This is a genomic window from Salinigranum sp. (assembly GCF_041641895.1).
GTDB lineage: Archaea > Halobacteriota > Halobacteria > Halobacteriales > Haloferacaceae > Salinigranum.
In genome coordinates this window covers 1-6,232 of the sequence record NZ_JBEPXO010000131.1, presented here as the reverse complement: position 1 = coordinate 6,232, position 6,232 = coordinate 1, and the positions used below count along the sequence as shown (strand labels likewise).

Below are 6,232 nucleotides of genomic sequence, written 5' to 3'. Positions count from 1 at the left end.
TTTCGCCAGCGTGTTCCGCCGGAGTTCGCGTTCGAGGCTCCGGAGCGTCCGCGGCGACACCGCGGCGGAGAGCACCTTGCGGAGGCGGGTGGTGAGGTCGTCGCGCATCAGTCGAACGCCACCTGTGGGTTGACGTACGCGTACAGCGTGTCGACGAGGATGTTCACGAGGACGAACCCGACGGCGACGATGATGAGCGAACCCTGCAGGACGGGCCAGTCGCGGGCGTTGATGGCGTTGATGATGAGGGTCCCCAGTCCCGGCCAGGCGAAGACGGCTTCGGTGATGACCGCCCCGCCGATGAGCGTCCCCAACTGGAGGCCGACGACGGTGACGACGGGGATGAGCGTGTTCCGGAGCGCGTGTCGGTAGCGCGTGAGCGTCTCGGGGAGCCCCTTGGCGCGGGCGGCGCGGACGTACGTCTTCCCCAGTTCGTCGAGCATCCCACTCCTGGTGAGCCTGGTGATGAGTGCCGTGAAGTACGTTCCCAGCGTGATGGCGGGGAGCGTGATGTGCCACGTCCACCGCAACAGCCCGTCGGCCGCCGCCTCGACCCGGCCGGCGACCAGGAGGCCGACGACCCCGTCGATGCCGATGGGTCGCTGGCTCGTCGGGAAGAGGTCGAGTTGGACCGCGAGGACGATGATGAGCATCACGCCGAGCCAGAAGTTCGGCGTCGAGATGCCGAGCAGCGAGAAGAGCGTCGCGCCGTAGTCCGCGGGTTCGTGGCGGTTGGTCGCGCTCACCACCCCCAGCGGGATGGCGATGACGACGGCGACGACCGTCGCGGCCACCGCCAGTTCGAGCGTCGCCGGCACCTTCGAGAGCACCCGGCCGGTGACGGGCGTGCGGGTCACGAGCGAGAGGCCGAGGTCCCCGACGGGGATGCCGGCGACGAACTCGACGTACTGCACGTGCAGCGGCTTGTCGAGGCCGAGTTCGGCGACGACCTGTCTCCGCACGGCGGGGTCGACGTCCGGGGGGAGCAGGACGTTCGCGGGGTCGCCCGGCGAGATGAAGCGGAGGCCGAACACCACCGTGACGACCCCCCAGACGACGAGGATACCCTGAAGGGAACGCTTGACGAGGAACCTGGCCAGCGACATCGGTGACCTACTTCGGTGTCATCGCCGACGCGTCGATACGCTCGTCGCTCCGGGGCTCCCACGCGACACGCTCGGAGACGCCGTAGACGCTGAACTGACGGTTCAGGAAGATCCACGGCGCCTGCTCGTGGGCCAGCGCGTTCGCCTCCTGGAGCGTCGCCTCGCGCGTGTCGCCCGCTTGGTTGCCCGCGTCCGCGAGCAACGAGTCGAACTCCTCGTTGCTCCACGAGGTGAGCGCGCCGTCGCTGGTGAGGAGGGCGGTCATCACCAGCCCCCCGTCGAACGTCGCTTCACCCCAGCCGATGAGGTACCACGGCGGTTTGTCCTCGATGTTCCCCGTGAGGAGTTCGTCGACGAGCGACCCGAAGTCACGCTGGCGCACGGTCGCCGAGACGTTCGGGAGTTCGTCGATGAAGCCCGCGACCGCCTGGGCGATTTCGAGGTCCTTCAGGTAGCGACCCACGGGCGTGTTGAGTTCGATTTCGACGCCCGCGTGGCCGCTCTCGTCGACGAGCTGGGCGGCCTGTTCTGGGTCGTACGGGTACGGCTCGACGTCGGGGTTGTGTCCGACGAAGCCCTCGAGCGTCGGCTGTCCGGTGGGCGACCCGAACCCGCCGAGGACGTTCTCGACGATGCTGTCGAGGTCGATGGCGTAGTTCATCGCCTGGCGGAACTGCTGTGAGGAGAACGGCTCGACGTCGTAGCGCATCGCGTTGTAGATAATGCGCGTACTCGGCGCCGCGGCGATTCGCGTGTTCGAGTTGTCGTTGACCCGCTGGACCTCCTGCGGCGGGACGTTCACGACGACGTCGGCCTCGCCCTGCAGGAGCTGGTTCACCCGGGTCCCGGCCTCGCTAGCGGCGCGGAACGTCAGTTCCGTCACCGCCACCGACTCACCCCAGTAGTCCTCGAACGGGGTGAAGACGACTTCCTCGTCCTCGGTGTACGAGTCGAGTTGGAAGGGGCCGGTGCCGTTCATCTGCTGTCCGACCTCGGCCTTCGAACGCTCCTCGACCCAGCTCTGCTGCATCACGTCGCAGTAGGTGGCGAACTCGGAGAAGACGATGGGGTTGAGGCCGTCGTTCGAGACGGTGACGGTCGTGTCGTCTGTCGCCTCGGCGCCGGTGACGCCCGCCAACTGGTCGCGCTGTGGGCTGGCGAAGCCGACGTCCTCCTGGACGATGCGGTTGATGGAGTAGGCGACGTCCCCCGGGGTGAGCGTGTCGCCGTTGTGGAACGAGACGCCTTCGCGGATGGTGAACGTGACCGTGTTCTCGCCGTCGACCCGCTCGTACCCCGTCGCGAGCGCCTCGGTGATGGTCCCGTCCGCCGTCCGGGTGAGGACCCCCTCGTACGCGTGGAGCATCACGACGTCCGTCGGCGTCTCGCGGTGGTCGTGGGGGTCCAGCCCCGAGGGCATGTTGCCCTGGACGATGGTGACGGGGAAGTCACCCGACGATTCGCTCTCACCCGAGTCCGACGTCTCCGTCGCCGTTTCCGTGGACTCGCCGCCACCGTCGCCGCTGGTCTCGCCGCCGGACTCGGTCGACTCCCCTCCAGAGCCACCCGTCCCGCTACACCCGGCGAGCGCGGCCGTCGCCGCTGCCCCGCCAGTGAGTTTGAGGAACGCCCGCCTGTCGAGTCGGTCGTCAGCAGTCATACGCCTCCTTTGCGCAGGGCTGGTATATATGCTATGGGTACACGTGGTACGGCACCGGGACGCCGGCGGTCAGCGAACGTACCACGTCGGTGCCGGCGTCGCTCGCTGGCGTACGTTTAAGTAGTCCCGTTGCCAAACCGGAGTATGGCCGTTCACGGCCGTCAGACCCTTCGGGACCTGTTCGACGACTCCCCGACACCGCACATCGCGCACCCGCCGCGCACCCACCACCGCCACTTCTACGTCGCCACCGACGGATCCTACCGGCCGGACGGTGGCGGTCTCGGCGCCGTCATCGAGGCCCGTGACGGGACACGCGTCGCCCGCATCGCGCTCCCCGACACGCCGCCCGACAACAACGTCGCCGAGTACCGCGCGCTCCACCTGGGGCTGGACGTCCTCGCCGCCCGTGCGCCGCCGGACGCGCTCGTCGGCGTCCTCGTCGACCACGACGACCTGGCGGGCAACGTCAACAGCGCCGTGCTCGAGACACGCCAGCCCGGGTGGTGTCCGGGGCGCAGACCCTCGATTCCCGACGGGAGCGAACACCACTGGCGGGGCATCCAGGCGCGCATCGCCGGGTTCGGCGAACTCCGCGCCGCTCGCATCGACTCCCGCGACAACCCCGCTCATCCGCTCGCGAACGCGCCCGCGGAGTACACCCACGTCAACCGCCAGCCGGACCGCTGTGTCATCCCGGCCGAACTCGGTCGGTCCACCGAGGCGGCGGAGCCACAGTACCCGCCGCCGTCGCGGTTCGACCGTGCGGGGAGCGACTGAGGACCGACGGCCGACCCGACCGTCGAGGCCGTTCTGCCGGACAGGAGTCCGACACTGACGAGGCTCGGCGACGAGTATCCGGACACCCTGCTGTCGAGCGACGTCCTCGTCGAGCCACCCCCGTCGCGTCCGTGGTCGTCCCGGGAGAAGGTTGACAAGGTGCCGCCCGGGAGACTCGCCCGAATGCACTCGGACGCCGTCCCCGTTCGAACGCCGCTCGGGCGACGACACTCGCCGCTCGGCACCGCACTCCGCCACCGTCCCCGTCTGCTCGCCGCTGTCTTCGTCGTCGGCTTCCTCCTCGCCACGGGGACGGCGACGCTCGTCGCCGCGTCGGTCGACCTCTCGGCGTGGGTCGAGGCGGCCGGCGGCGTCGACCCGACCGGGCCGCTCTCGACGCCCCGTCTCGCGCTCGAAGCCGGTCTCCTCGGCGGCCTCGCAGCGACGACACTCGCCGTCGCCGTCCGTCTCGTCCACGACCGCCGGGTCCGACCCGCACGGGCCGTCGTTCCGCTCGCCGTCGCGGTGGGCGGGTTCGCCGCCGGCGTGCTGGTCGGGACGGCCGCCCTGCCTGCGCTGTTCACCCTCCGGACGGGCGCGACCGGCGTCCCGCTCGCGTCGGCCGTCGACCCCACGGGCGTCGCGGAACTCGTCCTCGTCTTCCCGCTCAGCGTGGGCGTCGGCGTCGCCCTCCCGGCCGCCCTCGCCGCGGTCGTTCGGGCCGAGGCGACCTCCCGGTACGTCTCCGCGCGCCAGCGCGGGTTCGTCGCGCTCGCCGTCGTGACGCTCGCGGCGACCCACTCGCCCGCGGACCTCCCGACGTTCGCGCTCATCGCCGCCCCACCCTTCGCCGGGTTCGGTGTCGGCATCGCGTGGCTCGAGTTCGCCCGAACCGGTCCGACGGGTCGGTGACGGCGACTCCGTCGGCCGACCACAGACCTTTGAGGTGTGCGCCCGTCCCTCACAGTGATGACGGCGGAGAACCGTGCGGACACACTCTCGCCCGACGAGGCGTTCGCCACGCTCGGGAACGAGACGCGGCTGAGCATCCTGCAGGCCCTCGGCGAGGCCGACCGTCCGGTCTCCTTCTCGGCGCTGTTCGACCGCGTCGACGCCGACGACTCCGGGGGGTTCAACTACCATCTCGACCGACTGGTGGGTCACTTCGTCGACAAGACCACGGCCGGCTACGAGTTGCGTCAGGCGGGCCGGCGGGTAGTCGAGGCCGTCCTCTCCGGTGCCGTGACCGACGCGCCCGTGGTCGAACGGACCCGCCTCGACCAGCCCTGTCACTACTGCGGCGCACCCATCGAGGTGAGCTACCGCCAGGACCGGATTCTGAAGTACTGCACGGCCTGTCCGGGGAGAGACCAGTCACCCAGCGGCGTCCCCGACGCGCCCGTGTCGGGGTACCTCGGGAGCCTCCCGCTCCCGCCCGCGGGCGTCCAGGGACGGACGGCCGGCGAGGTGTACGTCGCCGCGTGGACGTGGGCCAACCTCGAGTTCCTCGCGGAGGCGGGGGGCGTCTGTTCGCGCTGTTCGGCCGCACTCACGGAGTCGGTGTCCGTCTGTGAGGCGCACGCGGACGAAGGAGTCTGTGACCGCTGTGGGAACCGCCACGCCGTCCAGTTCACCGCGGACTGTCCGAACTGCATCAACGACCTCCAGGGGCCGTTCGTCCTGCAACTCGTCTCGGACACCAGACTGCTCCACTTCCTCACCGCTCACGGCCTCAACCCGGTCGCCCCCTCCCGCGACGCGATTGCCGCCGTCGATCGCGTCCACATGGACTACGAGGAGGACGTCCGGTCGGTCGAACCGTTCGAGGCGTGCTTCACGTTCTCGGTCGACGGCGACACGCTCTCGCTCACTGTCGACGACGACCTGGACGTAGTCGACGCCGAGCGATGAGGTGGTGAGCGGGCCGGGATACGGGGTCGTCTCCTCGCCCTGTGCGTCGACGACCGCCACGCTGGCCAGATCGAACGACCAGCTTTTCCGGTCGTTCACCGCGTCTGCGGGCGGCACACGGGCCGCCCGCAGGACAGTCGAGACGGGCTTCGCCGTCTCGCACCACTCCCGCAAAACCTGGACCAAAGCGTGCTTACTCGCCCTGTGCGTCGACGACCGCCACGCCGGCCAGATTGACGATGTCCTTGACTTCGTCGCCGCGCTGGAGGACGTGCACCGGTTTCGCCATGCCGACGAGCATCGGGCCGATGGCCTCCGCACCGCCGAGGCGCTGGAGGAGTTTGTAGCCGATGTTGCCCGCTTCGAGGTTGGGGAAGACGAGGACGTTCGCCGGGTCGTCGAGTTCGGAGAAGTCGTACGTCGCCTCTAGAATCTCCTCGACCACGGCCGTGTCGGCCTGCATCTCCCCGTCGACGGGGAAGTCGACCTCGGGGTCCTCGTGGAGTATCTGGACCGCCTCGCGCGGCTTCCGGGTGCCCTCGTTGTCGACCGACCCGAAGTTCGAGTACGACAGCAGCGCGGCGCTCGGTTCGACGTTGAAGCTCCGGGCCAGTTCGGCGGCGTGTTTCGTTATCTCGGCGAGGACGTCCGCCGTCGGGTCGAGGTTCACCGTCGTGTCGGCGGCGAAGATGACCCGGTTGCGGAAGGTGAGCATGTACACCCCGGCGGCGTAGTCGGCGTCCTCGGCGGTCCCGATGACCTGCAGCGGCGGGCG

The 6,232-nt window shown here is 69.7% G+C and carries 6 protein-coding genes; 3 read left to right on the top strand and 3 right to left on the bottom strand.

Features of this window, described 5'->3' with window-relative positions; translation table 11 throughout:
• Positions 1–107 precede the first annotated feature (107 nt).
• Together ACESK5_RS18515 and ACESK5_RS18510 are read right to left on the bottom strand one after the other, a co-directional pair.
• Positions 108–1,106, bottom strand: a complete 999-nt coding sequence (locus tag ACESK5_RS18515; RefSeq protein WP_372913062.1) for an ABC transporter permease — start codon at positions 1,104–1,106, stop codon at positions 108–110.
• Between the two features lie 7 nt (positions 1,107–1,113).
• On the bottom strand, positions 1,114–2,766 hold the full coding sequence (locus tag ACESK5_RS18510) for an ABC transporter substrate-binding protein (protein ID WP_372913061.1): 1,653 nt from the start codon (positions 2,764–2,766) through the stop codon (positions 1,114–1,116).
• 144 nt (positions 2,767–2,910) lie between these two features.
• Here ACESK5_RS18510 and ACESK5_RS18505 point away from each other — a divergent pair, with 144 nt between their 5' ends.
• The 3 genes from ACESK5_RS18505 (at position 2,911) to ACESK5_RS18495 (ending at position 5,457) form a co-directional block, all read left to right on the top strand.
• Positions 2,911–3,546 carry a ribonuclease H gene (locus tag ACESK5_RS18505; protein ID WP_372913060.1) on the top strand — a complete coding sequence of 212 codons (636 nt, stop codon included), beginning with the start codon at positions 2,911–2,913 and terminating at the stop codon, positions 3,544–3,546.
• Positions 3,547–3,729: 183 nt separating this feature from the next.
• Positions 3,730–4,458, top strand: coding sequence for a hypothetical protein (locus tag ACESK5_RS18500; RefSeq protein ID WP_372913059.1), 729 nt, complete (start codon positions 3,730–3,732; stop codon positions 4,456–4,458).
• A gap of 57 nt (positions 4,459–4,515) precedes the next feature.
• Positions 4,516–5,457, top strand: a complete 942-nt coding sequence (locus ACESK5_RS18495) for a winged helix-turn-helix domain-containing protein (RefSeq protein WP_372913058.1) — start codon at positions 4,516–4,518, stop codon at positions 5,455–5,457.
• 193 nt (positions 5,458–5,650) lie between these two features.
• Here the strand turns inward: ACESK5_RS18495 and ACESK5_RS18490 are convergent.
• Positions 5,651–6,232 (bottom strand): phosphate acyltransferase (locus tag ACESK5_RS18490; RefSeq protein ID WP_372913057.1); only part of this gene is annotated, 582 nt, incomplete at its 5' end.

Excerpts from the sequence above, each read along its gene's own strand:
- ACESK5_RS18515 (WP_372913062.1), bottom strand. The coding sequence starts at position 1,106 with ATGTCGCTGGCCAGGTTCCTCGTCAAGCGTTCCCTTCAGGGTATCCTC.
- ACESK5_RS18510 (WP_372913061.1), bottom strand. The coding sequence starts at position 2,766 with ATGACTGCTGACGACCGACTCGACAGGCGGGCGTTCCTCAAACTCACT.
- ACESK5_RS18505 (WP_372913060.1), top strand. The coding sequence starts at position 2,911 with ATGGCCGTTCACGGCCGTCAGACCCTTCGGGACCTGTTCGACGACTCC.
- ACESK5_RS18500 (WP_372913059.1), top strand. The coding sequence starts at position 3,730 with ATGCACTCGGACGCCGTCCCCGTTCGAACGCCGCTCGGGCGACGACAC.
- ACESK5_RS18495 (WP_372913058.1), top strand. The coding sequence starts at position 4,516 with ATGACGGCGGAGAACCGTGCGGACACACTCTCGCCCGACGAGGCGTTC.